At 60.7% G+C, this 23,345-nt stretch carries 19 protein-coding genes; 9 read left to right on the top strand and 10 right to left on the bottom strand.

Going from position 1 to position 23,345, the window contains the following annotated elements:
* The first annotated feature begins 54 nt into the window (after positions 1–54).
* A complete protein-coding gene (locus AC5WNJ_RS09835; protein ID WP_175090407.1) occupies positions 55–2,565 on the top strand; it encodes a CoA transferase in 2,511 nt (836 codons plus the stop codon).
* Positions 2,566–3,253: 688 nt separating this feature from the next.
* Complete coding sequence (locus AC5WNJ_RS09830; RefSeq protein ID WP_175090406.1) at positions 3,254–4,861, top strand: BCCT family transporter; 1,608 nt, start codon at positions 3,254–3,256, stop codon at positions 4,859–4,861.
* 531 nt (positions 4,862–5,392) lie between these two features.
* Here AC5WNJ_RS09830 and AC5WNJ_RS09825 read toward each other — a convergent pair.
* The 3 genes from AC5WNJ_RS09825 to AC5WNJ_RS09815 form a co-directional block, all read right to left on the bottom strand.
* A complete protein-coding gene (locus AC5WNJ_RS09825; protein ID WP_368449294.1) occupies positions 5,393–5,896 on the bottom strand; it encodes a fibrobacter succinogenes major paralogous domain-containing protein in 504 nt (167 codons plus the stop codon).
* Between the two features lie 83 nt (positions 5,897–5,979).
* Complete coding sequence (locus AC5WNJ_RS09820; protein WP_175090442.1) at positions 5,980–6,930, bottom strand: SDR family oxidoreductase; 951 nt, start codon at positions 6,928–6,930, stop codon at positions 5,980–5,982.
* 387 nt (positions 6,931–7,317) lie between these two features.
* Positions 7,318–7,992, bottom strand: a complete 675-nt coding sequence (locus tag AC5WNJ_RS09815; protein ID WP_175090405.1) for an HAD family hydrolase — start codon at positions 7,990–7,992, stop codon at positions 7,318–7,320.
* Positions 7,993–8,253: 261 nt separating this feature from the next.
* Here AC5WNJ_RS09815 and AC5WNJ_RS09810 point away from each other — a divergent pair, with 261 nt between their 5' ends.
* Positions 8,254–8,715 (top strand): MarR family winged helix-turn-helix transcriptional regulator, encoded by a 462-nt coding sequence (locus AC5WNJ_RS09810; RefSeq protein ID WP_368462532.1) that lies wholly within the window; start codon positions 8,254–8,256, stop codon positions 8,713–8,715.
* On the top strand, positions 8,708–9,457 hold the full coding sequence (locus AC5WNJ_RS09805) for a siderophore-interacting protein (RefSeq protein WP_175090403.1): 750 nt from the start codon (positions 8,708–8,710) through the stop codon (positions 9,455–9,457). Before AC5WNJ_RS09810 ends, AC5WNJ_RS09805 begins: the two co-directional genes overlap by 8 nt.
* Positions 9,458–9,577: 120 nt before the next feature.
* On the opposite strand, the gene AC5WNJ_RS09800 is transcribed toward AC5WNJ_RS09805, so the two are convergent.
* A complete protein-coding gene (locus AC5WNJ_RS09800; protein ID WP_175090402.1) occupies positions 9,578–11,533 on the bottom strand; it encodes a TonB-dependent receptor domain-containing protein in 1,956 nt (651 codons plus the stop codon).
* Between the two features lie 308 nt (positions 11,534–11,841).
* Here AC5WNJ_RS09800 and uxuA point away from each other — a divergent pair, with 308 nt between their 5' ends.
* A complete protein-coding gene (gene uxuA, locus AC5WNJ_RS09795; RefSeq protein WP_217485936.1) occupies positions 11,842–12,957 on the top strand; it encodes a mannonate dehydratase in 1,116 nt (371 codons plus the stop codon).
* 161 nt (positions 12,958–13,118) lie between these two features.
* Here the strand turns inward: uxuA and AC5WNJ_RS09790 are convergent, their stop codons facing one another.
* Positions 13,119–13,988 carry a DUF4437 domain-containing protein gene (locus AC5WNJ_RS09790; protein ID WP_175090401.1) on the bottom strand — a complete coding sequence of 290 codons (870 nt, stop codon included), beginning with the start codon at positions 13,986–13,988 and terminating at the stop codon, positions 13,119–13,121.
* 415 nt (positions 13,989–14,403) lie between these two features.
* Complete coding sequence (locus AC5WNJ_RS09785) at positions 14,404–14,964, bottom strand: TRAP transporter large permease subunit (protein WP_282627923.1); 561 nt, start codon at positions 14,962–14,964, stop codon at positions 14,404–14,406.
* A 53-nt stretch (positions 14,965–15,017) separates the two neighbouring features.
* Here AC5WNJ_RS09785 and AC5WNJ_RS09780 point away from each other — a divergent pair, with 53 nt between their 5' ends.
* Positions 15,018–15,482 (top strand): FadR/GntR family transcriptional regulator, encoded by a 465-nt coding sequence (locus AC5WNJ_RS09780; protein WP_282627924.1) that lies wholly within the window; start codon positions 15,018–15,020, stop codon positions 15,480–15,482.
* 142 nt (positions 15,483–15,624) lie between these two features.
* Here the strand turns inward: AC5WNJ_RS09780 and AC5WNJ_RS09775 are convergent, their stop codons facing one another.
* Complete coding sequence (locus AC5WNJ_RS09775; protein ID WP_175090400.1) at positions 15,625–16,377, bottom strand: GntR family transcriptional regulator; 753 nt, start codon at positions 16,375–16,377, stop codon at positions 15,625–15,627.
* A 151-nt stretch (positions 16,378–16,528) separates the two neighbouring features.
* On the opposite strand from AC5WNJ_RS09775, the gene AC5WNJ_RS09770 reads away from it, so the two are divergent.
* Together AC5WNJ_RS09770 and AC5WNJ_RS09765 are read left to right on the top strand one after the other, a co-directional pair.
* The gene (locus tag AC5WNJ_RS09770; protein ID WP_175090399.1) at positions 16,529–17,353 is read left to right on the top strand and encodes an amidohydrolase family protein; all 825 of its coding nucleotides are present in this window, start codon (positions 16,529–16,531) and stop codon (positions 17,351–17,353) included.
* A gap of 52 nt (positions 17,354–17,405) precedes the next feature.
* Positions 17,406–18,707, top strand: a complete 1,302-nt coding sequence (locus AC5WNJ_RS09765; protein ID WP_175090398.1) for an SLC13 family permease — start codon at positions 17,406–17,408, stop codon at positions 18,705–18,707.
* Positions 18,708–18,853: 146 nt separating this feature from the next.
* Here AC5WNJ_RS09765 and AC5WNJ_RS09760 read toward each other — a convergent pair whose 3' ends face one another.
* Entirely contained in the window at positions 18,854–20,140 is a 1,287-nt protein-coding gene (locus AC5WNJ_RS09760) for an NAD(P)/FAD-dependent oxidoreductase (protein WP_175090397.1), read from the bottom strand.
* A gap of 246 nt (positions 20,141–20,386) precedes the next feature.
* On the bottom strand, positions 20,387–21,814 hold the full coding sequence (locus tag AC5WNJ_RS09755; RefSeq protein ID WP_175090396.1) for a sodium:solute symporter family protein: 1,428 nt from the start codon (positions 21,812–21,814) through the stop codon (positions 20,387–20,389).
* 203 nt (positions 21,815–22,017) lie between these two features.
* On the opposite strand from AC5WNJ_RS09755, the gene AC5WNJ_RS09750 reads away from it, so the two are divergent.
* Positions 22,018–22,956, top strand: a complete 939-nt coding sequence (locus AC5WNJ_RS09750; protein WP_175090395.1) for a LysR family transcriptional regulator — start codon at positions 22,018–22,020, stop codon at positions 22,954–22,956.
* A 9-nt stretch (positions 22,957–22,965) separates the two neighbouring features.
* On the opposite strand, the gene AC5WNJ_RS09745 is transcribed toward AC5WNJ_RS09750, so the two are convergent.
* Positions 22,966–23,313, bottom strand: a complete 348-nt coding sequence (locus tag AC5WNJ_RS09745) for a hypothetical protein (RefSeq protein WP_217485934.1) — start codon at positions 23,311–23,313, stop codon at positions 22,966–22,968.
* Positions 23,314–23,345: the final 32 nt, after the last annotated feature.

Raw genomic sequence — 23,345 nt, 5'->3', positions numbered from 1 at the left:
CGCTCACCGGGGCTGACGCGACCCGCATGCCCCCCGGACAGAAGGACCGCACCGATGACAATCCACTCCGAAACCCGCCTGCCGCTGACTGACGTCAAGGTCATCGATTTCGGTCAATACATGGCGGGCCCGGCCGTCGCCATGATCCTCGCCGACCTGGGCGCCACCGTGGTTCACGTCGACCCGCCCGGCGGGCCGATGTGGCAGTCGCCGGCCAACGCCACGCTCAATCGCAACAAGCTGATCGTCTCGCTGGACCTCAAGTCCGAGGAGGGCGTCGAGCAGGCGCTGGCGCTGATCGAGGAGGCCGACATCGTGATCGAGAGCTTCCGCCCCGGGGTCATGAAGCGGCTGGGCATCGACTTCCAGACCCTGCGTGAAGAGCGCAATGAGCTGATCACGCTGTCGATTCCCGGCTTTGCTTCCAATGACACCCTGCGCCGCGACTGGCGCGCCTTCGAGAGCGTGATCGCCGCCAATTCCGGCGTCTTCACCGACATGGGCCTCAACCGGGTGCTGATGGGCATCAACCCCTCCTTCTCGCCGCTGCCGCTGGGCTCGGCCTACGGCACCATGCTGGCGGCTTCCTCGGTGGTACTGGCGCTGCAGGCCCGCGAGCGGACCGGCATGGGCGACGAGATCGAGGTGCCACTGGTCTGCGCGCTGATGGAGGGGCTCTGCTACAACTCGATCAAGATCGAGGGCCTGCCGGAGCGCTACAAGACCCAGCGCGAGAAGGAAATCGAGCGCCGGCGTATCGAAGGGCAGCCGATGAATCTCGACTACGACGAACTGCAGGAGCTGCTCGATCCCTTCTATCGCAGCTACAAGTGCAAGGATGGTCGCATGTTCTATGTGGTCTGTCCGAGTCACCGCGAGCACGCCAAGCGCTGCCTGAAGGTACTGGGCCTCTATGATGAGCTGGTCGCCGAAGGCATGAGCGAGGAGCCGGATACCTATCGCCCGAGCAGCGAATGGCAATCCGACATGTCGCTGGGCGTCTATCCGTTGCCCAAATCCTGGGCGGACCATATCGCGGCGCGCATGAAGGAAGTCTTCCTCACGCGCACCTCCAAGGAATGGGAGAAGATCTTCGGCAAGGGCAAGTTCCCCGGCGCGCCGCAGCGCTGGCTGCAGGAGTGGATCCACGATGACCACGCCGAGACGGCGGGCCTGATGGTCGAGGTCGAGGACCCGGAATTCGGGCTGATGATCCAGCCTGGCCCGATGGTGTGGATGGCCGACAGCGGCCAGGAGATGCTGACGCCCAGGCCGCGGCGCTGGGTGAGCGTCACGCATGCGCTGTCGGTGCTGACCCGCATCGAGACCAAGCTGCCACGGGTGCGGGCACGCAATGCCCGCGATGGCTGGCTGGAAGGCGTCAAGATTCTGGACCTGTGCAACGTGATCGCCGGGCCGCACTCGGTAGCCTATCTGGCACGCTTCGGTGCCGAGGTCATCAAGGTTGACCCGGCCAAGCCGTTCTATGACTGCTGGAATACCGTCATCTTCGGCCTGTCGCACATGCGCTCGAAGCGCTCGCTGCTGACCGACGTCAGACAGCCTCGCGGGCGCGCCATCCTGGATGAGCTGATTCGTCAGAGTGATGTGGTGGTCTGGAATGCCACCGACCGACAGGTGGCCTCCATGGGACTGAGCGAGGAGGCCATGCGCGAGCTGAATCCGGACGCCGTCTTCTGTCAGCTGGACTGCTTCAGTGGCGTGCTGCCCGGGCCGCGCACCAACTACCTTGGCTATGACGATCTGGTGCAGGCCACCACCGGCATCATGCTGCGCTTCGGCGGCAGCATGGACACTCCGGAAGAGCACGCCCACGTCGGCACCATCGATGTCATGTGCGGCTTTGGCGCGTCGCTGGGGATAGCCACCGCGCTGTATCGCAAGCTCAAGACCGGCCGCACCTCGCGCATCAAGACCTCGCTGTCGGCACTGAGCGGTCTGGCCCAGTTGCCGTTCTGCTATGACTATGAGCGCCGTGGCCTGTTCGACGAGCCGTCCGGTCGTGAGGCAACCGGCTACGATGATCTGGCGCGTTTCTATTCGGCCTCCGATGGCATCCTGCTGGTCAGTGTCTATGAGTCGGAGCTGGAAAAATTCCGCAAGGTCGAGGGGCTGGAAGAGCTGCCGGAAATGCCGCGTGAGGAGCGGGCCGCCTACCTGGCACCGCGTTTCATCAGCGCGCGAGCCAGTGACTGGGTCGAGCGGCTGCAGGCGGCGGATATCGCAGCGGCCGTGTGCGAGAACCTGGAGACATTGCGCTCCTACAACGTCCATCCGGCTGGCGAGCGGACCGGGATCGATGCCGGCAGCTATTCGTTCTCGGTCTACTCGGATCACCCCAGTGGTCACGAGATCACCCAGCTTGATCCCTACGCCATCCGTCCGCGGCGTGGACGTATCTACCCGCTGTCGCCGGCCGAAAAATACGGCGCCTCGACTCGCTCGGTACTCAAAGGGCTTGATCACAGCGATGAAGAGATCGATCAGTTGATTGAGGAGGGCGTGGTGTCCGAAAGCTGGAGTGAGGAGTACCTGCCAAGCTGATCCCGCCATGCGGTGATTGTTCACCGAGGGCCGCCGATTGAAGGCAGTCGATAGCGTCTGAGACGTTCCAACGCCCCATCTCGTGATTCACGAGGTGGGGCGTTTTCGTGACTCATCACGTCAGCCAGTGCTGATCGCTCAAGGCCGGCTCGTCTGACCCTGAGCTTGCAGAGGGCAGCTTACCGCGCATGAGAAGTGCTCAAGCGCTGAGCCTCTTGTGACATGAGGTTAACGTTGATGATGCTGCTCTTGATAGTGATGCATCAGCTGGCGTGACCCTCGCGAAGCAAGGGGCGGAAAGACTGCCGCGTCAGGTGCTGGCTTCTGCGTGACAGTCGTCGCTCATGAGCGCTTGAGACCCACAGGCCGCCGACATCGACGTGTCGGCGGCCTGTTCGCGTCTGGTGGAACCTTGGGTCGAGGAGGGCGCGAAGAAGGCATGAGGAGGGCGCGAGGATGTGAAGTGCGCAGTGCAAGATTGATGAATGAAATTCATGTTTTCATGAGAAAATACCGTGTCGCGATTCATGCTCCCCGCGGTTGCCGGGAAAGTATAATGCGCGTGGAATAAAAATATGTATAATACTGCGCTCTTTTCATTACGAAAAATTATCGAATATAGCGAATAGCCCGAGCAAGAGCGGCGTCTCGCCGTTCCTGCTCGGGCTTTCTCACCAAGGTGGTAGCCGTGCAAGAAGCCGTTCCCCCCGCCAGTGATGGCGATCATCTGGACCCGCGTGTCTTCATCCCTGCCGTGTTGGTCATCGTGGCCTTCATCGCTCCGGTCATCCTCTTCCCGGAGGCCAGCACCGCGCTGATCAATGCCGCTTTCTCCTTCGCCACCGGCAAATTCGGCTGGCTGTACCTGGTGGCCGGCCTGAGTGTCGTCGGGTTCCTCATCTGGCTGGCGTTCAGCCGCTACGGCAACGTCCGCCTGGGCGGGGCTGAGGATACACCTGACTTTTCCTATTTCAGCTGGGTGGCGATGATATTCACCTGCGGGATGGGGATCGCGATCGTCAACTGGGCATGGGTCGAGCCGATCTACTACTACACCTCGCCGGCCTACCACGTGGCGGCCAAGAGTCGTGAGGCCGCGGAGTGGGCGCTGGCCTTCGGTCAGTTCCACTGGGGGCTGACGCCGTGGGCCTTCTACTGCCTGCCGGGCCTGCCGATCGCCTACTCCATGTACGTCAAGAAGCGTGATGGCGTGCGTCTGTCCGTCGCCTCACGCGGTGTACTGGGTCGTCATGCGGATGGTGCCTGGGGCGTGTTGCTGGATTCCATCGTCGTGTTCGGGATTGTCGGCGGCGTCGGCACCTCGCTGGGGCTGGCGGTCCCGCTGGTCTCGCAGCTGGTCAGTGGCATCCTTGGCATGGAAGCCAACTTCGGGCTGGAAGTCGCGGTGCTGTGCATCTGGACGGCGATGTTCTCCGCCAGTGTCTGGTTCGGCCTGGCCAAGGGCATCAAGATTCTCTCCGACGTCAACGTGATCCTGGCGATCTTCCTGCTGGCCTTCACCTTCCTCGTCGGTGACTCGCAATTCATGGTCGAAGGCTTCGTCAACAGCCTCGGCAAGACCCTGGGCAACTTCATCCCAATGAGCCTGTGGACCGACCCGGCGGGGGATTCCACCTTCTGGAAGGACTGGACCGTCTTCTACTGGGCCTGGTGGATCGCCTACGCGCCGATGGTTGGCCTGTTCGTGGCGCGCATCTCGCGCGGCCGTACCATCCGTGAGCTGATCATCGCCGAGCTGGTATTCGGCTCGCTGGGCACCTGGGTGTTCTTCGCGGTGTGGGGTGGTTACGCGCTGGACCTGCAGATCAGTGGCGCACTTGACATCAAGGCGCTGCTGGACAGCGGCGGTATCCCGCTGGCGGTGGAAGGTATCCTGCAGACCCTGCCGTTTGCCAAGCTGGTCACGGTGGCCTTCATTCTGCTGTGCTTCATCTTCCTGGCAACCACCCTGGACAGCTCGGCCTACGTGCTGGCTTCGGTCACGTCGCGCAAGCTCTCCGGGTATCAGGAGCCCAAGCGCTCGTTCCGCCTGATCTGGGCCTTCCTGATCGCCGCTGTCGGGGTGGCTCTGATCCAGCTGGGGGGATTGAAGACCGTCCAGACCTCCACCATCGTGGTGGCGCTGCCGATGATTCCGGTGATGCTGATTCTGGGGCTGTCCATGCTGCGCTGGCTCAAGAATGACTTCCCCAAGGAAGAGCTGAACCCAGTACTGGTCATCGATGACATGCCGGCCTTCCAGCGCAAGCCGAAGAAGACGAATCGTCAGGCGTAACCGCGGGATGCGCTGACAGATACGTCGCAAGACTTCACGACAACGGCTCCTCACTCACGGCTCCTCAACATGAGGGGCCGTTGTCGTTTCTGGCGTATGGACATGCCTGACAAGGCGTTGGCAGCGGCGGACAAGGCAGAGAGTGGGGGAGTGGGGTCGCGGTGGGCCTGCGTCCGTGCGGATTGATGGTGGTTGAGGGGCAGCATCGAGTGTGTCGAGCCGCGCGGATTGGATGACAGGACGCAACAATCCTGGCCTGAACGTCTGGCCCTCAGGTCTTGAGTTGGCGATCTCTCGCTGGGCGATTGATGAGGGAGGAGTTTTCATCTGACCTGAAAACCGCATCAGCGCGACACCAGTATCTTGACCTGATCACTCCTTGATGCATCTCACCGAGAACATGCCATTCTTGCCAAGTGCCGCGCGGCGGATCTCGCCCTTGTGCGGATTCCACCAGGAGTAGGCCAATGTTCTGGCAAACGCTTTCGCCGGTGTGGCCTCCGTGCGGGTCCAGAATTCGGTGTATGCCCCCTAGGTGATATACCAACCCTTCCACTTCACGCCCGCCGGTCTGGCAGAAAAGCCGCTGAGATTGATGCGTGCCTGATCGAAGGACGTCAACAGGGAGTCGGGTTGAGCCGCCTTGAGCGTGATGGCGATATCATCATCGCCACGCCAGCCCGTCGAGTCGATTTCCTTTTCTGCAATTCCAATGGTGCGTTCCAGTGTCTTCCAGTCCTCATCCGAGGCGACTCTCCAGCCCGCTGGGCAGAGATTGCGAGCATCATTGACATCGTGCCAGTCGTAAAGACGGCCATACGGCAGAAGGTTGTCGTGATCATCATCAGGAATGAATGCCGTTTTGATGGGCGAGCCATCCTGATAGCGAGTCGTTCTGAGGTTGTCGGCAAGCCAGGTCTGATCGGCGATCTTCACGCTGCGATAGAGATTGCCTTCACTGTCCTGAATCGAGGTCTCCGGCTGGATCAGCTCGTCATAAAGGCTGTTGGCGAACGACAGGTTCGGAATCATCATCAGGAGTCCTGAAAGTACCATTGATGCGTTCATGTAACTCACCTCCCTGAAAGTGGGTGGGAAGGGCGATGGTCGGTTCAAGATCAGATTGACCAGCTGAACCGCGTTGCCTGCTCCGAGACTTGCCACAGTCGGGTCATGACGTTTTTCTCGAGAACGAATGCTCCCAACTCACACTCGCCTACCGGCCCGCCGAAATTCATCAGCCCTGTCGGGCCGTAGTAGGCATGCTGTCTGAGGTTCTCCTCGGTGGCGCACATGACTTCCGGGTAAGCGCCTTTCTCTGCCGTCTGCGCCATCCCTGTCTTCACCATCAGTGCCCAGCTGAGTCGAGTCGCCAGGTTGGCGTCGTCACGAATCAGTGAGGTGTTGGACGCGCCCGGATGGCAGACAAGAACTCTTGCCTGGCGGCCTGCGGCCTCAATCCTGTTCTGCAGTTCATAGGCGAACATCATCTGTGCCAGCTTGCTGTGGCTATAGACCTTGTTTGGGTGATAGTTGTGCTCCCAGTTCATGTCATCGAACTGGATGGTCTTGAGGCCCATCTTGTGGCCTTCACTGGAAACCACGACGATCCGCCCGTGGGAGGCATCGATGCGCTCGAACAGCAGCCCGCACAGCAGGAAATGCCCGTAATGATTCACGCCGAGCTGACTTTCGAAACCATCGACGGTGAGTTGCTGTCGGGAAACCTGAGCGATGGCGCCATTGCAGATGAGGGCATCGATCTGCGGGACCTTCTCCAGTACTTCCGCGGCCGCGCTGCGTACGCAGGCCAGCTCCGCCAGATCCATGCGGATATGGCGGACATTCGCCGCGGGGCCAAACTCCTCTTGCAGCGCCGCGATGGCGATCTCTGATCTGGTCGGGTTGCGATTCAACATCACGACGCTCGCCCCCTTGCTCAGCAATATGCGCGTCGCCTGAAAACCCGCGCCGCTATTGGCGCCGGTGATGACATAGGTCTTGCCGACGAGCGAGCCGATTCTGTCTGGGGTCCAGCCCTTGGGGCCAAAGGGGATATTGCGAGTCATGGTCATGATCCTGATATCAGGTGTGCGGCGGTTGCGCTCTGATCACGTCAAGGGCGCGCAAGACAGCTGCATCTGGCTGTCCGTGCGCGAGCCTTGCGTGTCTTGCGCGGGTTTGCTGTAGAGGCACTATAGGTATCGGGAAAGGTGATATATAGGCGCTTTAGTCGCTAAAACTTGCCTATTTATATCAAAGGGTGAGGGGCGGCATGCGGTATTTTTGAACGGGAGTACTGGTTGGCGCGACACGCAAAGCGAGTCACACCACGAGCAGCCGTATTGTACGCCGGGCATGAAAAACCCCGCCTCGAGGGGCAGGATTTCTCGATGAAGAAGTTCTCGGTGCAGAATTTCAGCGAGCGGGAATTGAGAGAGAAGAATCGACGACGTCTAGTACTGCGCAGCGAGTCTCTGGGAAATCTGCGCCACCAGCCTCGGCAGCTCGCGCGCATGGTGCATGCGCAATGCACCATGCGGCGTTTCATGGCCGTCGTCGTGGTGGGCGAAGTGGATGACCTGCATGCCAGCATCCAATCCTGCCTGTACACCGACGATGGCATCATCGATCACCACGCAATGTGAAGGCGCAAAGCCCATATGCTCAGCGGCGAGCCGATAGATTCGAGGGTCCGGTTTCCACACGCCCAGGGTATAGGCACTGAAGATATGCCCGTCGAAGAAACGCGCCAGCCGCGTAGTGTCCAACGCCAGACGTACCTTGCGTTCGGGCCCATTGGACACCACGCCACAGGGATAGCCCTCAAGTTCCATCAAGGCGGCTGACATGCCGGGCATCGCTGTCAGGCGCGCCTTCATCAACTCTTCCAGCAGCGCTCGCATCTCGCCTTCCATGCGCCGTATGGGCTCTTCTTCCAGAACGCCATGTGCTGCCTCCAGCGTGCGCACGATGCTCATGAAACGCATGCCGCGAAACTCGTTCATATAGCGGTCGCTGGTAAATGGCAGACCATAGCGGGGCAGGGTGCTGGACATGGCTTCGGCGAGGAGGATTTCGCTATCGACCAGGGTGCCATCGGAATCAAACAGCAGGCAGAGTTCAGCCATCGATGCCTCTCGTGGGCGTCAGGAATGTGGGGCCTTCGACCTTAGCAGGTTCTTGCTCGCTGTCACCATCTCACGCGGCAAGTGTTGTCTGATAGGCGTCTGGTAGTGGAAGGAACAGTGATAGGCATATGAGATTTTTGGTATTAATATGAGAATGCTTCTCGATCCTGTTTTTGTTGACAGTGTCAACCATCTGCCAATATAGTTGACTTGTACCAACCATATGGTGAGCGACACATGAGTCAGGCATCACTCAATGATGTGCTGCATCAGCTGATGCATGTCTATCGCAGGCAGCTGCGTCTGGGTATCCAGCGTTACCAGCTTGATCTGCCAGTCACGCATATTCGGGTGCTGAAGGGCATTAACCGTACCTCCGAGTGCACCGCGCACAAGATCGTGCAGCATCTGGGGCAGGACAAGGCGCGCGTGACGCGGGTGCTCAATGAATTGATGACGGCGGGATTGATCGTCAAGTCGAAAAACCCGCAAGACCGTCGCAGCCTGCTTCTCGCCCCCACGGAGGCGGGGCAGAGCATGCTCAAGGAAATTGAAGCTCTGGAAGCTGAGACAGCTCAGCGTATGGCGGGCGACCTCAGCGATGAGGAGGTCGCCGCATTCGTGAAGACGGCATCTGCCATGATTCACAATGCAGGCGAGTATGAAACTCGCGCTGCCGAACAACTTGAAGGCGTTTGCCAGAGGAGTGCGCAAGATGGGTAAGCCCGCGATGCGAGAGCTTGAAGTGATTCGTTCTGCCCAGGTGACGGAGCATATGCTGCGCGTCACCCTGGGCGGGGAGAATATCGACTCCATCCCCGAGGGGCAGGAGAGCGCCTATATCAAACTGGTGTTTCCGCGTGGGGAAGGCGAGCGCCCGATGATGCGCACCTATACCATTCGTCATCAGCGTGCGACCGAGATCGATGTCGATTTCGCACTTCACGATCATGCCGGTCCGGCATCTTCCTGGGCCGCCAATGCGCAGCCGGGGGATCGAATCACTATCGGCGGCCCCGGCCCGACGAAGCTGATCAATATGGAGGCCGACGGGTTCCTGCTGGCGGGTGACATGACGGCCTTGCCGGCGATCAGCGTCAATCTAGCCGAGCTACCGGCTGATGCGTGCGGTCACGCCGTCATCGAGGTGATCAGCGAGGCCGATATCCAGACGCTGGAGCACCCGCCGGGGATCGAGTTGCATTGGCTGGTCAATCCGCAGCCTGACCCGGAAGGGCGGCCGCTGCTGGAGAAAGTTGCCGCACTGCCCCGACAGGAAGGTCAGATCTCTGTCTGGGCGGCCTGTGAATTCGGCAGCATGCGAGCGCTACGTGCTCACCTCAAGCAGGCCTACGAGATTCCCAAGTCCCACTTCTATGTCTCCAGCTACTGGAAGATCGGGCAGTCAGAAGATGGCCACAAGCTGGCCAAACAGCAGGATGCCGAGGCGGAAGAGGCGAACTGAAGTCTGTTCCCTCAAATGCGATATTACCGAGTCCCAGATAGGAAAATGCCCCACAGGCCTGGCCTGTGGGGCATTTTTCCGTCAGCTGATCGCGAGCTGTTCGTGAAGCCAGGGACTGGGTCAGAAGCTGTAGCTGGCACCCAGGCGGATGTCGCGGCCCGGCTCCAGCATGCTGTCACCGCTGCTGAGCAGGAAGCTGCTGTGATCGCTGTAGCGCTTGTCGAATACGTTGTTGACCGCCAGTGTCAGCGTCAGGTCCTGATAGGAGGCGGGTGTCCACTGGGCGCGGATGTCGTGCGTCACGTAGCCCGGCTTCTCCTCGTCGCCTTCAGCCACACGCTCCAGACGTTCTACCGCGTTCAGGGTATAGCCCAGGGTGACGTTGTGGTTCGGCAGGCGATACTGGTGATCCCAGGTCCACTTGTCGCCGGTGGAAGCACCGATGTTCATCTCGTCGCCCAGCGGGTTGCCTTCATTGTTCTTCATCACGACCTTGGCGTAGCCCAGGCGAGTGTCGTAGCCGCCCACGCCCCAGTTCAGGCTGGCTTCATAGCCACGGCTCTCGACTTCGCCATCCAGGTTGTAGAGCAGCGCCGGATCACTGCGGCGATCATAGGCCTGATAGTTCTCGATATCGGTATGGAAGCCGGTCAGCGCGAAGCCGAGACGATCTCCCTCCATCAAGGCATCTTTCTGATGCCAATCCAGACCGATTTCGCGCTGACGTGCCTTCTCCGGCTCAAGCCCCTGTGCGATGGCGACTTCATCGCCGATCAGGATCACTTCCCGCGCCTTGGCGCCACGAATGGCCTCGCCGTAGCCCGCATGCAGGGTGAGGTTGTCAGTCGCATCGACACTCAGAATCGCGTTGGGAGATACCTCGCTGCCACTGACGCTGCCGGCCTCGCCGTAATCACTGTCGTAATCATCCAAGCGTGCACCGACGGACAGGGCCCACGGACCCAGTGTCATACGATTCTGGGCGTAGACCCCCAGGTTGCGTGACGTGTCTTCGTTGTTGGGGCCGGAGCTGCCGGCATCATCGGAACGACGGGTGTCCTGATCGTAGAAGTCCACACCAGTGGTCAGAGCATGTGCCACATCACCCGTCTTGAGACGGAAGGTGTTACGCACATCCGCGCCGAATTCGCTGGAGCGGCTGGTGCTGCCCGCCTCGACACGATCCAGTTCCTGAGTGGTGTGGTAGAGGGTGGTCTTGGTGTCGATCAGATCATTGCCCGGGTGCCAAGCATGATTGATGGTGAAGGTCTCACGCTCCATTTCCTGGTAGGTCGGCTGTTGACTGCTGAAGCTCGGCATGTGCGGACGCGTGAAATAGGTGCCTTGATCGGTGGTGCGCTCGGCACTGATGCGCAGGTCCTGATCATTGACGTCCAGCAATGACATCTTGAGCAGGTAGCCACGCTGCTGGCCTGCGGTCTGTTCCTGCTCACCGCCACCGCCAACTTCATAGTCATCGCTGTTGCGGCCGCTGACGTATCCCATCAGGCCGAGATTCTCCCCCAGACGACCATAGAACGCCGTGGTGCCGGAGGTGGCATCCGCCGCACTTTCGGTGCCGACGGAGACGCGTGCGCCAAGGTCCTGGCCGGGCTTGAGCAGGTCCTGCGCGTCCTTGGTCTCGAAGCGGAGGCTGCCGCCAAGCGCGCCGGGGCCGTCATCGGCGGTCGCGGGGCCTTTATCGACTTCCGCCTGCTTGAGCAGCGCCGGATCAATGGTCAATCGGCCGGTATGGTGGAAGAGGTAGCCGCCCTGACGCGCGCCATCGATGGTGACGTTCAGGTTGGTGTCTTCCAGACCGCGTACATAGACCTTCTGACCAATGGCGATGCCGCCGCCGACACTGACGCCCGGTTCGGCGCGGAACAGGTCTTCCAGATCGCCTGCCTGGCGCTGATCGATCTCTTCAGCGCTGATCACGACATTCTGTTCAAGACGGTCTTCGCTGATGACGAGGGTGGACATGTCGTCGGCCGAGGCGTGGCCCGAGAGGCTCAGGGTCAATGTGCTGGCGGAGAGGACGGCTGCGGTAAGCGGATGGAGACGAAGATGCACGTGGATTCCCTTGCATGAATAGTTATATATTGCGGCTGGCAATGCTAATCGTTCTCAATATTGAATTGCAAGATTCTTGCACAGTCTTTGCCTGAAAGGTTTGCTGGAGCCGTCTCGGGGGGAAGAGTCGCGATTGAGTTGCTCGCGCAAAGCACTGCCACGTGCAGGCCGAATAGGGTGGTTGGTCAAGGGAAGCTGGATAAGGGGGAAGGATAAGGGTGGCTGGACTCGGTGCACTCTTGGTCGTGCTCGGTTATCTTGGCCAGCATCTTCCTCCCTTTAGGACCACCGTCACGTGAGGCATCAGAGTGGATCAAGCAGAAGCGCTGTACGAAGCCGTCAATCAGCTCATTCGTGTCCATCAGTTTCGTGACAGGGAAAGCATCTGTCACCACAACGTCTCCGTCGCTCAATGCTATGCGCTGGAGACGCTGGTCAAGCGTGGTTCGCTGAGGCTGCAGGCGCTGGCGGACGAGATGTACCTCGACAAGAGCACGACCAGCCGGGTCGCCGACTCGCTGATCCGCAAGCATTATGTGCGTAAGATCGAAGACCCCAGCGACCGGCGTGCTGTTGAGCTCTCGCTGACCCCAGAGGGCAGGGCGCTGTACCAGCAGATTCACGCCGAGCTGGTCGCGGAAGAGGCCTCCATGATCGAAGGCCTGTCGCCGGAGGTCGTGGAGGGGGCAGTGGCGTTGCTCAATAAGCTGACCCTTGCCGCGCGGCAGCATCCCGAGACGCTGGATGATGCCGGGCGCGAGACGTTGATCCGCACCATCATCGCGGGGTTGCCGGGGGCGGAAGAAGGCTACACGCTGGCCCAGTTCCGAGCGGCGCTTGCGGCCTATGACGGTATCGATGCCGCGCGCCTGCGCCAGCATCTGGCCACCTTCTTCAAGGCCATCGTGCCGGTGGCGGAAGAGGTCGGCATTCGTCTGGCCATTAACCCTGATGATCCGCCGCGGCCGATGTTCGGGTTGCCGCGCGTGGTCTCGAGCATGGTCGATGCTGACTGGCTGCTGGGCGTCGTGCCTAGTCCCGCCAATGGCCTGACGTTCTGCACCGGCTCCTACGGGGCCAATCTGGAGATCGACCTGAGCATCATGGCGCGGCGCTTCGCCCCTCACATCCACTTTGCCCATCTGCGGGCCACCGGGCGTGACAGTGAAGACAAGCGCTCCTTCCATGAGGCTGAGCATCTCGAGGGCGACCTGGACATGGTAGACATCATCAGCGTGCTGGTCGCGGAGGAGCGCCGTCGCCTGGTATCGGGCGGAGCTCCCCTGCCGATGCGTCCGGACCATGGCCACCACATCTTGGACGATGCACGCCGCGAGACCCGTCCCGGCTATCCTCTCTATGGCCGCATGAAGGGGCTGGCGGAAATCCGTGGCCTCGAAATGGCGGTCCAAAGACTGGCCTGACCGCGTCGCCTGATGGCGGGTACGCATACCAACGCAACACAAACACGAACGGCCACCCGCGGTCTTGAGATCGGGGTGGCCGTTCGTGTTTGCTGCAGGTCGGGATGTCTGCTGCTTCTGGTCTCAGAGCTCAGAGCCAAGAGTTCAGACGACCTCAGGTTTCAGTCCTCGACGATGTCGAAATCACCATTGGTGCGCACGTAGAGCAGGGCCTCGCCGTCAGCGCCGGTAGTGATGACATGGGTGATCTCGCCCTGAGAGCCGAAGTGGCTGCCGGTCGCCAGACTCTGGCTATCGTCCTTGCCTTCGGTCTCGTGGGTAAGGTCGCCCTTGATGACCACGGCGCGGAATTCGTCGGCGTGGCTTTCGATCTCGCCGGAGAAGTCGGCCGGCAGTTTCACCAGGCGGCCGCTTAGCTGGCCGACCTCCGGGTTGCCCCACAGGAAGGCGGTCTTCGGGCCTTGCTCGGCGTCGTCGCTGCCCGGCAGGTTGATCCAGCGGATGTCATTGGCATCAAGCCACACCATGTTGTTCTCTGCGACATTCAGCGGCTCTTCATCGTTGTGGAAGGCCTCGGATTCCGGCTTTACCAGGTAGGGCCCTTCATTGATCTCGATGTAGGCCATGTTGACCTTGTCTCTGGCCGCGGTGATGTGCGATTCCCCTGCCGGCTGGATCCAGAACGAGCCTGCGGGCAGCCACTGCTCATCGGCGTTCTTGTCATCGTTGTGGACCTCGCCCTGGATGACCACGCCACGGTAGGTGATGTTGTGGATGTGGGGCGGTGAGGAGAAGCCTTCGTTGAACTTCACCAGGAAGCCCGAAGCGCCATCCTTGGTGCGATCACCCCACAGGTCGCCGGCGGCGGGACTTTTGTCACCGCGCAGCGGGTTCAGGTAGCCCCAGTCGACGTCAGACTGCTGGACGACTTCACTGGTTGGTGTGAGCGTGGCGTGGTCATCGGCGTGGGCGGTCATGCTGGCGAAGGCGACCGAGAGGCCGAGAAGAGCAAGGGAAAAGGGGCGTTTCATGAGAATTGCCTGCCTGTCTGAACATGGAAAAGAAAAATGAATCGCCAGTGTGCTGACGATTGACGCCGTAAATCCTGTAGTGGGCAGGTGCCCGAATATAGCGGCATATGGATGAAAGACTTTCAATAAAAACACGATAATCGTGAGTTCATCTTTGGCATGTTACCGGCGACATTTCCCGAGGGACGTCACGATACGCGTAGCAGTTCTTGCCGTGAAGCGAGAAATTTTCTTGACGAACCACGACGTTGGCGTACTTTCAGGGCGGTTTCATGCAGGCACTACGTTGAGGCCGGCGGGGTGAAGTGGGCAGGGATGAGCCGCGAGGAGAAGACAGGCGTTGCGTCTGGGCAAGAAAAGGAGAACTCCGGACATTCCTCAAACAGTTTTCAGAATGTCCGGATAATGCAGTGGATCAGACGAAATCGGGGGCGATCAGGCGCGGAATGGTCAACACGAACTCCGGGAACAGGATCATCATCAGAATCACGGCCAACATCACGCCCAGGTACAGCAGGGTGGTCGCCATGGCCTTGAGCAGGGGGATGCCGCCGATCTTGGCGGAGATCATCATGCATAGGCCGTAGGGCGGTGTGATCAGGCCCAGGCCCATCGCCATGACGCCGATGACACCGAACTGCACGGGGTGCACGCCTGCCGACATCGCCAACGGATAGAAGATGGGCGCCATGATCGCCATCGCGGGCAGGGCATCCATGAAGGTACCGATCACCAGCAGCACGATGGTCATCACGATCAACAGCACCGTCGGGTCTGTGATGCTGACGCCTGCCATCAGCTTGGGCGGAATCTGATAGAAGCTGATCAGATACCCGAAGATGGCCGCGCCCACCAGGCTGAACAGCGACAGCGAGCACAGCCTGACGGTGTCGGTGGAGGCATTGAGCAGCTTGGTGAGATCCAGCTCGCGATAAATCACGAAGCCCAGAACCAGCGCGTAGACCACCGCGATCACCGCGGCCTCGGTGGGGCTCCGGCAGCTTCGTCATCAATCGACCCGACAGCGCCGTGCTCGAATTCGCACGTATCTCCAGCATCGCCGACATCCAGCGTTGCTTCGAGTTTCGCACCAATGTCGAGGCCAGTGCGGCGGGGCTTGCCGCACAGCGACGCACCCCGGAACAGCTGGAGCAGATCCGCCAGCGTTTCGAGGCCATCAACCAGGCCAATCTCAATCATGACCGGGCCTCGGATGAAGACTTCGAGTTCCATCTGGCGATCACCGAGGCGGCCAGCAATCATTACTACGCCACCGTGCTGCGTTCGCTGAATCAGAGCATCAAGGAAGGCATGAATCTGACGCGCGGCCTGTCACTGCGCGCCTCCGAGGAGCGCCTGCGCATCGTCCAGGACGAGCATCAGGCAATCATCGATGCGATTGCCGACAAGGACGCCACGGCGGCCGAAAACGCGATGCGGGCGCATCTCGAAGGCGCGCGCCGACGCATGTTCGAAGGCGTTCATGCGCCCTGATGAATACCCGTCAGGTGTTACACCCTCAACGACAAGGCCCCTGATCGTCACCGATCAGGGGCCTTGTCGTTGAGGGTGACTGACATGACAACTTGCAGACTGAACCTGCAACGTCACATCTTGCTGTTTCCTTTCAATTACCTCAGGCGATCTCGATCTGATATCGGAACTCGCTGGCGATACCGTAGGAGCGCCTCAGCTCCAACGGAGTGCCATCAAAGCCACTGGCGATGCGGTCGATCACCACGACTGGTGTCTCGAGAGTTACACCTAGCAACTCAGAGGTAGACGCGTCTGCCACGCCGATGGAGAGTGTTTCCCGCGCATGGGCGACCAGCTGCCCACATAGTGTTTCGTAGGTCGGGTAGAGCAGGTCACCCAGTGCATCCTTCGGGGTCTCGAGCAGTGCGGCAAAGCGCTTCTGAGGGAGCCAGATTCGCTCATGGAACAGCGGTTTTCCCTCCAGGCGGCGTAGACGCTCCAAGTGGATGACTCCTGCTCTGGCTCCAAGGTTCAGTGCCTGCCTGACATGCTGGCTGGCAGGCTCGCTCTCCAATGACAGGATATCGCTCTCCGGAATCCGGGTAATGCCCTGTGAGTCGACCTGACGGAAGAAGCGCGACAACGAATGCGTGAATTCCGGGCGGCGAACGAAGGTACCGCGTCCTTGCTGGCGCTCCAGGATACCGTCCTGCACCAGTGTCTCGATGGCCTTGCGAACCGTGCCGATCGCGACTTCATACTCTCGCGTCATCTCGGCTTCGGTCGGGATGGGGGTGCCCGGCACCCAATGCCCCTCGGCGATCTGCAGAAGGAATTCATCGCGAAGGCGCTGGTAAAGCGGTAGTCGGCTGTCCGTTCCAGTGATCCTCCGAACTGACCGTGCTTGCGGCATGCATTACTCCTTTGGTCATGGGTCTCTGCTATCAGCGTAAGTTTTACGCTAACCTGTCACTCGAAATACATATATATGTTTGCATGAATTTCGGGCGGTATGGCCTGATATTCGGGCTTCCTGACATACACACCGATAGTGAGTGACCCTGATGACTGTAGATTTCCTGACTTCCTGTCGTGGCGTTGATTGCCACGCCCACGTCTTTCTTCATGACCTCCCCATGGTGGAAGGTCGTCGCTATTGCCCTGAGTATGATGCCACGGTCGACGCATATCTGGCGCAGCTGGATTCGCAGGGGCTGTCACATGGCTTGCTAGTCCAGCCAAGCTTTCTGGGCACCGACAATCGTTTCCTGCTGCAGGCGCTTGCCGCATCTCCTGAGCGCCTCAAGGGCGTAGTAGTGGTCGACAGTGCCATCTCCATGGCGGAGCTGGATCGCATGGAAGCGGAGGGCGTGGTCGGCATTCGCCTCAATCTGATCGGTGCGACACCGGCGGACTATCTAGGGGAGGAATGGCTGTCGCTCTATCGTGAGCTGGCGCGCCGCCGATGGCATGTAGAAATCCAGCGCAGCGTGGCCGATCTCGCCGACTTTCTGCCGAGCTTGATCGAGACCGGCGTGACACTGGTGATCGACCACTTCGGCCTGCCGAAGGAGGGCGAGCTGGTCCCGACACTTCCTGAGCATCAGCGTTTTCTGACACTGCTGAGCTCTCCGCAGCTGTGGGTCAAGGTCTCCGCACCGTATCGCTCGGACGCAACGCTTGAGCAGTCACGACGTTCGCTCGCCGTGTTGCGCCAGGCCATGGGCAATGACCAGCGGCTGATCTGGGGCAGCGACTGGCCGCACACCCGTTTCGAACACGTGGCCGATCATGCAGCCCAGACCCGGCGCATACGCGAGCTGTTGCTGAGCCCGGAGCTGATCGAACAGGTAATGATCCACAACCCGCGTCGTTTGCTGCAGCTGTAACTTCATTGTCCTGCCACATCTGCCCTGTCCCCACATAACAAGAGTGTTCGCCATGTCGAGTCTTGTCGTCATACTGGCCATCGTGGTCTCGATCGTCCTGGGCTATCGCTTGCGCCTGAATATCGGTCTGTTCGCCATTGCCTTCTCCTATCTGATTGGCTGCTTCTGGCTTGGAATGTCGCCCAACGAGGTGATCGGCCTATGGCCGCTGAAGATCTTCTTCATCATCTTCTCGGTCTGTCTGTTCTATAACTTCGCCATCGTCAACGGCACGCTTGAGAAGCTGGCGGAACATCTGCTGTACCGCTGTCGCAATGTGCCAGCCTTGTTGCCGTTTGCCATCTTCTTTTCGTCGGTGATCATCTCGGCGTTGGGTGCAGGCTACTACACGGTACTGGCCTTCATGGCGCCCATCACACTGCTGTTGTGTGACAAGACTCGCCTGTCGCTGATCGTCGGTGCCATGGCGGTCAACTACGGCGCGTTGGCGGGGGCCAACTTCGTTTCCAGTCAGAGTGGCATCATCTTTCAAGGTTTGATGACCGGTGCCGGTATCTCGTCCGGTGATGCCTTCCATTACAGTTTCGGCATCTTCCTGGCGACCATGGTCGTGCCCATCGTGGTGCTGGGACTGCTGGTGCTGTTCTCGCTGCGAGGGAGTCAGGGCGGTGTACAGATTTCCGATGCCGCCCAGCCCTCACCGATGAATCGTGAGCAGCGACTGACATTGCGTCTGACGTTGCTGTTGATGGTCACTGTATTGGCACCGCCGATCGCCGCGATGATCCTGCCGGATAATGCGTTGGTGGCCTACGTGAATGACCGTATCAACATCGGCCTGATCGCCAGCGTGTTCTCGGTGATCGCGCTGCTGATGAAGCTGGGAGATGAGCGCAAGGCGATCGCCTCGCTGCCGTGGGGCACCATCATCATGATCTGTGGCGTCGGCATGCTGATCTCGATTGCCATCAAGGTCGGCACGATCGATCTTCTGGCTTCCTGGGTGAGCGGCAATATCCCGGTCTACGCGGTGCCGATCGTATTTGGAGTGATCTCAGCGATCATGTCGCTTTTCGCCAGCACTTTGGGAGTGGTGACGCCTGCGCTGTTCCCTGTCGTGCCGGCGTTGGCCACCCAGCTGGGAATTGACCCGATGATCCTGTTTGTCGCCATTGTCATCGGTGCTCAGTCCACCGCTATCTCGCCATTCTCTTCCGGCGGTAGCCTGATTCTGGGTTCATGCCCCAGTGAAGAGCGTCGCAATGACCTGTTGCCCAAGCTGCTGTTCAAGGCAGCGCCGTTGGGCTTCGGGGCTGCGCTGATCTTCAATTTCCTGTTCGCTTTCGTGTATTGAGGAAGGGAAATTTTCTCTTCACCTTCTGTAAGCAGAAGCTCTGACGCAAGAAGCCCCTGACAGGTTCGCCTGTCAGGGGCTTTCGTCTTCAGGGGCTTTCGTCTTCAGGGGCAAGGGTGTCGTCCTGCTTGCTCAGGGCAGCGGGATCATTGGCAGAACCTGGCGGGCGACAGGCTGCGCGCGTATTCCGGCAGGGGCTCGTGCGCCACTGTGCGTGCCACCAGATCGCCCGTCTCGTCCGAGAGTGTCAGGCCCAGGTGGCCGTGCCCGTAGGCGAGTAGCAGGCCGGGGCAGCCGGGCATTTCGCCCACTACCGGCAGGCCATCAGGGGTGGAGTGGCGCACGCCCATCCAGTGGCTGGCGACGTCCAGCGGCTGACCGAAGAGTGTCTCGCCCCATTGCTTCAGGGCTTGCCAGCGTTGTGACGATGCGGGACGCGAGGGCGCGCAGAATTCGGTGGTGCCCGCCAGGCGTATCCCTTCGGCCATGGGCGAGGCGTAGAAGTGATGCGCCAGCCAACCCACCGGGCGTGAGAGTGGCAGTGAGGTGGCGAGTTCGATGTGATAGCCGCGCTCGCTGACCACCGGCAGTCGCTTGCCGAGCCCCGTCAGCAGCGTATTGCTCGCGATGCCGGCGCAGATCACCACATGCGAGGCCTCCTGCGAGGTGGCGGCGGTGTTGATGCGCCAACCACCACTGGAAAGCGGCGTGAGGGTGTCAACCTGCTGCGCCGTCCACTCCAGGCCGCCTTCTTTCAGCTGTGCGTAGAGTTGGCGACTGAGTGACAGTGGGCTGGTGAGGTGGCGGGTGTCAGGATAGTAGAGGCCGCCTGCCAGTCCCTTCGAGTTGAGCGACGGTTCCAGATCTCGCAGCTGGTTTGCGCTCAGTGCCTGACATTCGACCCCGTCATGTCGCTTCGCTCGGGCCATCGTCTCCAGCGCTGCCGGGGTGATGGCGGTGTCGCGTTGGATCTGTAGGCAGCCGTGCTGCTGGAAAAGTGGTGCGGATGTGTGGGCCTGAAGATCATCGATCAGGGCATGCTGTCGCTCGACGGCATTGGCCAGCAGGGCGATCAGATCTGACTTGTGGCGCTGGAAATTGGTGGGCGTTGCCGCCTTGAGGAAGCGCCAGCCGAAGTCCGCTAGGGCAGGGGTGTGGCGCAGGGCGATGCCAAGGGAGGGCTGCCTGCTCAGCAGCTGGCCCGGCAGTTGGCGCAGGGTATCGCCGTTGGCCATCGGCGAGGTGGCGTAGTTGGCGATCAGACCCGCGTTGCCGAAGGAAGTGCCTTCGCCGACGGGCTTCGGGTCATACAAATGAACGTGATAGCCACGTGCCTGCAAGGCGCGGCAGGTCGCGAGGCCAATGATGCCGGCGCCAATGACGGCAATGCTGGCGTGACTCGCCGCTTCGGCGGCAGGGGATTGCGGGGTCATCGCGTGGACTCTCTTGACCGAGCGTGCCGGGCGGGTTACCCGGCATGCTCGGCGTGATGAAGACGGTGGCAGGGCCATGACAAGGGCACGACGGGGCCTTGGGTGACCTTGGGCCGAGCGTTGCAGACCCTGCCGGTGGCTCAGTTGTCGCGGTAGAACTTCCAGGAGGCGATGGCGATGCCCACGGCAGTGAGGATGCTCAGCAGGCAGATCACATACAGGGTCAATCCGAACATGGTCAGGTCCTCAGGAGTGGGTGGGCTGGGTCGGGGCATTCTTGCCGTTGTGATCCGGCGCCGCGTTCAAGAACTGATAGACAAGGGTGAAGACCACGATATTGGCGATGACGCCGGCGATCAGCGGCGTGATGCCGCTTAATGCCTCGAGCTCCAGGCTGCTCCACTTCCAGATGCTGGTGGCCAGTGCCCCGGCGAGCATCGCGGCGATGCCGGCACGCTTGCAGCGGATCTTGAACAGCACCGCGAAGATGAACGGCAGCAGGATGGTCGGTGCCCACAGCGCGTAGCTCAGCAGCAGTGCATCGATGATCGAGGTGGCGTAGAGCGCGAAGACGATGGCGCCGATGCCGATGGCGAGGTTGACGCCGCGCTCGATCCACAGCTGCTGCTTGCCGGACATGGCGGGGTTGAGGAAGGGCTTGTAGATGTCGGTCACGAAGATGACCGCTGCCGAGTTCAGGTAGGAATCCGCCGTCGACATCACCACGGCCAGCAGTGAGGCGAGCACCAGGCCGGTCAGGCCCAGCGGCAGGGCGTCGCGAATCAGTTCCGGCATGGCTTGATCCGGCGAGATCTGCGGATAGAGCACCAGCGCGATCAGGCCGATGGTGGAGCTGACGGCATAGAACAGCAGACCGAAGCCACCGGCCAGCGAGTAGCCGATCTTGGCATGACGGGAATCCGGTGCCGACAGGGCGCGCTGGGTGTAGGGCGGGACGAGGGTCTCGCCGAGCAGGAAGGCGATGAAGATACTGATGAACATCAGCGGCGTGTAATCGCCCATGAGGCTGAAGTGCTCGCTGGGTAGCGCGGCGATCAAGGCATCGGGGCCACCGATCTTGTCGAGCCCGACGATCATGGTGATGGGCAGGAAGACGGCGAGCATCACGAACTGCACCACATCCGTCTGGATCACGGCCCACATGCCACCGGCCGTGGAGTACACCAGCACCACTGCCATGCCGATCAGGATGCCGGTGCTGATGTCGATGCCCAAGATGGCATTGAAGACGGTGCCGATGGCCAGCGCCTGAGCCCCGAGGATGCCGACGCAGAAGATCAGCGAGAAGACGCCGGTCAGCAGGCGAGCACTGCGGCCATAGTGGTGCGCCATGATGTCCCCAACCGTCTGGGCACCCGCATAGCGCTTGAGGCGCGGTGCGATGTAGAGACCTGCAATGATGGTGGCGATGGGGAAGGCAGAGGCCGCGAACATGAAGGCGTAGCCTTCATCGAAGGCCTTGCCGGCGCGACCCATCGAGGCCCCCCCGCCGAGGAAGGAGGCAGCGAGCGTGGCGAACAGCACCGGCCAGATGATCTTGTTGCCAGCGACGGCGAAGTCGGCACTGCTGGAGGTCTTCTTGGCGCTGCGGTAGCCGATGTAGAGCAGTATCGCGAAATACAGCAATAGCCCCATGAGGTCGATCATATGCATTGTGTGGCCCTTTGTTGTTGGTTATGAGGGTCTGGTCAGCTTCCTCCCACAGAGGGTATAAGCACAACTAAAGGCGATCTATTAAGTCATAAGAACAATTTAGAGTCTGCCCGAGAAAGGCTAGTCTCGAGAATCCGGGCATGAGGCCTCGCCGCGAGAGCTCTGCCACAAGAGCCCTGCCATCAGATGAGAGCCCAGCCGTCATGAAACTCAGGCACAACCTGCGTCAATTGCAGATCTTTCAGGAGGTGGTACGTACGGGCAGTCTTTCCCAGGCAGCGCGTCGCCTGGCCATCACCCAGCCCGCGGTGAGCACGGCGATCACCAATCTGGAAAGTGAAGTCGGCTTTCTGCTCTTTCGCCGCAACCACTACGGTACCCAGTTGACGCCGGAGGCCGTCCATCTGGCCGAAGGGGTCGATAAGGTGCTGGCCTCGGTGGGCCACCTTGATGAGTTGACCGATGGACTGCGTGACGGCCATGCCGGAAAGCTCACCGTGGCGTCGATGCCGGGGCTGTCTCCCACGGTGATGCCTCGAGTGATGGCGCGCTATCTTGTCGATTTTCCCGACAGTCGTTTGTCGTTGCAGACCTTCAGTTCGCGCAAGATCGCCGAGTGGGTCGCTGAGGGCCAGTTCGATCTCGGCGTGATCGAGTCGGACGCCGCCATCGATGAGCTGATACTCGAGGAGTACCGGCTGTGCATGGCGCTTGCAGTTCCAGAAGACAACCCTCTCGCCGAGAAGACGTCACTGGGCCCTGCGGACCTGGCCGGGGAAACCATCATCACGCTGGACCAGCATCATCAGAGCACGCTGAAACTCGCGCGGGCCTTCCAGCAGGTCGGCATGACACTGCAGGCGAGCATCGAGACCCATCTGTTTCCCTCGGTCGCGATGCTCGTCAATGAAGGGCTGGGGATCGCGCTGATCGATCCGGTGACGGCGGAGGCGATGCTGGCGCGCCACGATTGCCATATACGCATCGTGCCTTTCACACCGAGCATCACCCTTGACATCGCGCTGGTCACCTCGCGCTTTCATCCCGTCTCGCGTCAGGGGCAGCGCTTCATGCCCTATCTGGCGGCGGAGCTGGCGTCCTGGCAGCAACGCTCGCAGGACAGGTATGCGCCAGGCGCTTGAGCGGGCGTCTCAGACCGATGATCTCGGCACTGTACGCTGCCAGCCACGTCGGTGGACCTCCTCGTCGTCTTGCCAGGCGATCTGCTCGGCTTCGAGATAGAAGTTCTCGGCGTCGCAGCGCATGCGGTAGTGGCTCTCGACACGGACGTCGAACTGGCCCGGGGTGGTCTCGCCAAGCGCACTGTCACGCCCGTGCTGACCACGTCCGGCATGGTAGTGCCAGACGATCTCGGCACGCGTGCGATCCGCATCTTGCGGCAGCCAGATTCTGGCGGCCAGCCGGGTGCCGTCCGAGAGCGGAATCAGCGTGTGCTCGATCTCGCGGACGCGATGGGGGAAGTCGGTCTTGACGCGCATTCACGTATCCTTGAGTCGTCGGGGCGATGGAC

This window comes from Cobetia sp. PDI-23MA (genome assembly GCF_059507735.1).
Note: the sequence above shows the minus strand (reverse complement) of the source record. Positions and strands in the feature narration are given on the sequence as shown.

Excerpts from the sequence above, each read along its gene's own strand:
- AC5WNJ_RS09835 (WP_175090407.1), top strand. The coding sequence starts at position 55 with ATGACAATCCACTCCGAAACCCGCCTGCCGCTGACTGACGTCAAGGTC.
- AC5WNJ_RS09825 (WP_368449294.1), bottom strand. The coding sequence starts at position 5,896 with ATGATGATTCCGAACCTGTCGTTCGCCAACAGCCTTTATGACGAGCTG.
- AC5WNJ_RS09820 (WP_175090442.1), bottom strand. The coding sequence starts at position 6,930 with ATGACTCGCAATATCCCCTTTGGCCCCAAGGGCTGGACCCCAGACAGA.
- AC5WNJ_RS09815 (WP_175090405.1), bottom strand. The coding sequence starts at position 7,992 with ATGGCTGAACTCTGCCTGCTGTTTGATTCCGATGGCACCCTGGTCGAT.
- AC5WNJ_RS09805 (WP_175090403.1), top strand. The coding sequence starts at position 8,708 with ATGGGTAAGCCCGCGATGCGAGAGCTTGAAGTGATTCGTTCTGCCCAG.
- AC5WNJ_RS09790 (WP_175090401.1), bottom strand. The coding sequence starts at position 13,988 with ATGAAACGCCCCTTTTCCCTTGCTCTTCTCGGCCTCTCGGTCGCCTTC.
- AC5WNJ_RS09775 (WP_175090400.1), bottom strand. The coding sequence starts at position 16,377 with ATGCCGCAAGCACGGTCAGTTCGGAGGATCACTGGAACGGACAGCCGA.
- AC5WNJ_RS09770 (WP_175090399.1), top strand. The coding sequence starts at position 16,529 with ATGACTGTAGATTTCCTGACTTCCTGTCGTGGCGTTGATTGCCACGCC.
- AC5WNJ_RS09765 (WP_175090398.1), top strand. The coding sequence starts at position 17,406 with ATGTCGAGTCTTGTCGTCATACTGGCCATCGTGGTCTCGATCGTCCTG.
- AC5WNJ_RS09760 (WP_175090397.1), bottom strand. The coding sequence starts at position 20,140 with ATGACCCCGCAATCCCCTGCCGCCGAAGCGGCGAGTCACGCCAGCATT.
- AC5WNJ_RS09755 (WP_175090396.1), bottom strand. The coding sequence starts at position 21,814 with ATGCATATGATCGACCTCATGGGGCTATTGCTGTATTTCGCGATACTG.
- AC5WNJ_RS09750 (WP_175090395.1), top strand. The coding sequence starts at position 22,018 with ATGAAACTCAGGCACAACCTGCGTCAATTGCAGATCTTTCAGGAGGTG.
- AC5WNJ_RS09745 (WP_217485934.1), bottom strand. The coding sequence starts at position 23,313 with ATGCGCGTCAAGACCGACTTCCCCCATCGCGTCCGCGAGATCGAGCAC.